The organism is Streptomyces albidochromogenes, assembly GCF_005981925.1.
Classification (GTDB): Bacteria; Actinomycetota; Actinomycetes; order Streptomycetales; family Streptomycetaceae; genus Streptomyces; species Streptomyces albidochromogenes.
Genome location: NZ_VBVX01000493.1, coordinates 1 through 2,998 on the forward strand (window position 1 = coordinate 1; position 2,998 = coordinate 2,998).

Annotated in this window: 4 protein-coding genes; 2 read left to right on the plus strand and 2 right to left on the minus strand. The window is 73.3% G+C overall.

Translation table 11 applies throughout. The features are described from left to right. Together E2E34_RS32985 and E2E34_RS32990 are read right to left on the minus strand one after the other, a co-directional pair. The coding region (locus E2E34_RS32985) for an SUKH-4 family immunity protein (protein WP_500691587.1) at positions 1-616 on the minus strand (616 nt) is incomplete at its 3' end. A gap of 7 nt (positions 617-623) precedes the next feature. Next, positions 624-1,607 carry an HNH endonuclease gene (locus E2E34_RS32990; protein ID WP_138905513.1) on the minus strand — a complete coding sequence of 328 codons (984 nt, stop codon included), beginning with the start codon at positions 1,605-1,607 and terminating at the stop codon, positions 624-626. A 241-nt stretch (positions 1,608-1,848) separates the two neighbouring features. Here E2E34_RS32990 and E2E34_RS32995 point away from each other — a divergent pair, with 241 nt between their 5' ends. Both E2E34_RS32995 and E2E34_RS33000 read left to right on the plus strand, forming a co-directional pair. Next, positions 1,849-2,451, plus strand: a complete 603-nt coding sequence (locus E2E34_RS32995) for a YwqJ-related putative deaminase (protein WP_138905514.1) — start codon at positions 1,849-1,851, stop codon at positions 2,449-2,451. 10 nt (positions 2,452-2,461) lie between these two features. Further along, positions 2,462-2,995, plus strand: coding sequence for an SUKH-3 domain-containing protein (locus tag E2E34_RS33000; RefSeq protein WP_138905515.1), 534 nt, complete (start codon positions 2,462-2,464; stop codon positions 2,993-2,995). Positions 2,996-2,998 lie beyond the last annotated feature (3 nt).

Here is a 2,998-nt window from a genome sequence, read left to right on the forward strand (position 1 = left end):
CCCGTACCCCACGGGCCCCGCCCGCCGTGGCGGAAGCCGCCCCCGCCGTCACGGCGTCGGCCCAGTCGCCACCCGGAGCCGGCGAACCGCCCCCGGGCCGCAGCGCGTTGTCCTCGGCGCCAGGGCCACTGGCGGCACCGGCAAGCGGCCAGTCACCGTCCGCGGTCGCCGCCGGAAGCGGGGACGGCTGCGCGTCCGCACCACCGGGAGCATCCGCGTCCGCACCCCGGCGATCCGCGATGCCCATCCTGTCCGCCGCGTCCTGGAGCCACTCCGGCGGCGTCAACAGGAACGACGTCTGCTCCAGATCCACCCGCTGCGCCGGAGCCGGCCCCGCGTCCGCCGGCGACGGCTCCGGCGTCCCGTACTCCTCCTCGTACCGGCGGATCACCTCACCCACCGGCAGCCCCGGCCACAGCGTCGCCTCCCCGCTGTCCCGGGCGATGACCAGGCGCTGCCTGCCACCGTCCGACACCGGACCACCCGCGCGGTCCTCCGCCCACACCACGAATCCGAGTTCGAACTCGCGCACCCGCACCTCACGGTGCGACGGCACGGGCACGTCCCCGTTGACCCACTCTTCCGCGCGCTCCTGCGCCTGCGCGAAGGTCACCACCGGACCGTCACCCCTCGTCCGAAACCGGGACGGCGCGCGCGAAGCCGCCGTCAACCATCAGGTTCGCCACGGTCTCCAGCTCCGGCGGATTGCCCGCCAGCCGCTGGAGGAAGGCGTCGAAGTCCTCGCCGCACGGCAGCGGCAACCGCTCCACACGCTCGTGCACCGTCCAGCCGTCACGGTCCCGCGCGTCGTCGTACGCCACGAACCACACCGACCCGACCGCCTCCCCCCGCACCTTCACGGCCAGCAGACCGCCCTGCACGAAAGCGACACCCAGATAGTCCTTGGTCATGTGGTCGCGCAAGCATTTGTTGACGTACACCAGATCATTCACCGCGGCCTCGTCCCGCACCGTGAAGAACGGCTGGTCGACCAGCAGCCCCAGCTCCGCGTCGAGCGCCGTACCCACCGGCGCGCACCCGCCCGCCGCCTTCAGGAACGACCGGTACGCGCCCGGAAGCCGGTAGCCGAGGTCCTCCTCCACACCCTGGATCTGCTGCTCGGTCACCGACACCGAACTCTTCGGCAGCCCGAAATGCGCCGGCCGCGTCTCCTGAAGCGGACGCGTACCGCGCTTGTCCTGGTCGACGGCCGCCGTCGTCAGCCCACCGTGATGACGCAACAACGCCTTCACCTCCACGGGCACCAGCTCCATGCGCCGCGTGTTCGGCACGTGGTGCCAGGTCCAGCCGTGCGGGGTGGCGACCGCCGGAATGGTGTCCCACAGCTCGTGCCCGTCCGCGGCCAGCGCCGCGTTGGCGGACACGTAGTCCGTGAGCCGCAGTTCGTCGACGCCGAAGCCCTCCGGAGGCTCGGCGATCTCCGCGGCGGCACGCGCGTACGGCGTGAACACCGGGAAGCCGGCTTCGTCCACACGCACCCCCTGGGGGTGGCGGGAGGCCCGGACCGGGTCCGGGAAATGCACGAGCTGCCCGGCGTAGGCCGCATTCGGTGGCGCGGCTTGCTGCCCGAGCCGACCTGTCGTCATGGCGGATGCCCCCTGCTGCGTCTGGCTGGTTCGCACAGCCTATGCGGTGGGACAACAGGCGGCCCCGCCCCTCGCCTTGCGTAACGAACCGTCACACCCGCGTCACCACCGGGCGACACACGTACACGATTCACCGACCCAGCTTCCGTACCGGGCGACACATTTGGCAGGCTGTCCCAGCAACGCGGGGGCGTGCACATCAGCGGCTGCCCGCCGCGGGCACGGGAGGGGAGCACCACCAATGCACACTGCTCAGACAGCCGCTACGACGACACCGACGGGCACGCCCACGACCACCGCAGCCACACCCACGGCGACGACGCCCACCGCACCGGCCCCGGCGCCCGCCACGGCCGGCGACCCGCGCCTCAGCTGGAGCAGCAGCGAACCCACCCGCGTACCCGTGCTCACGCACCGTCGCGACGGCATCCTGCCGACGGTCGCGGCCGCGCTCTCCGTCCGCGGCGCCGACACCCTGACGTGCACCGCCGGCCGGGGCGACCAGCCACCCCCGCTCCACCCACTCGTCCAGGACTTCCTCGACACCCTCACCAGCGGCCAACGGGAACGCTTCACCGGACGCTGCCCCGAGGCGATCCTCCTCTCCCGGCACATCACCGCCACCGAGGGCTCACGCTCCCGCCGCGCCTCCCGCAAACCACTGACCACCGGCGAGGCCCGCCGCTCCCTGAAGCACTCCAAACTCACCGCCCGCCGCATCCGCGAGGACGGCGACCCGCTGCACGGCAGCTACGCCCCGCCGTGCCGCTCCTGCACGCCGATGCTCGCCCACTTCGGCGTACGCGCCGTGGACCTGACCGCACCCCCTACCGAGAAGGGCTGACCCGCAGCCGATGCCGGGCCCCAACGCCACCCCGAGCCCCCACACCAACACCACCCGCTTCCCGGTGGCGGTGGACGCCGCCCTGCGCGCGGCCGGCTGGCAACCGGGACGCTGGGACATACGGCAGGCGGAGCACTGGGCCGACACCCTGCGCGCGCACACCTCCCCCGCCGGCCACCGGCACAGCGTCTTCCCGGCGGCGGTCGAGGCATGGGCCGAATTCGGCGGCCTGCACATCGCGCCGCCCGGGCCGGGGCGGCAGATCGCCCCTACGCCGGTACGTTTCGACCCGCTCTGCGGGCTGCACCACGCGCGGACGCTCGCCGACCTCGGCCGGGCCCTCGGCACGGAGGTCTGCCCCCTCGGCACGGAACTCGGCGCCGAGGGCGACGAGGGCCAAGCCGTACTGGCCATCGACACCGAGGGCCGCGTCTACAGCCTGGACCACACCGGCGACTGGTACCTCGGCGCCGACGTCGACCACGCCCTCTCCACCCTGATCACCGGCACCCAGCCCAGCCGACTGACACCGGCGCAGGGGTAGTCC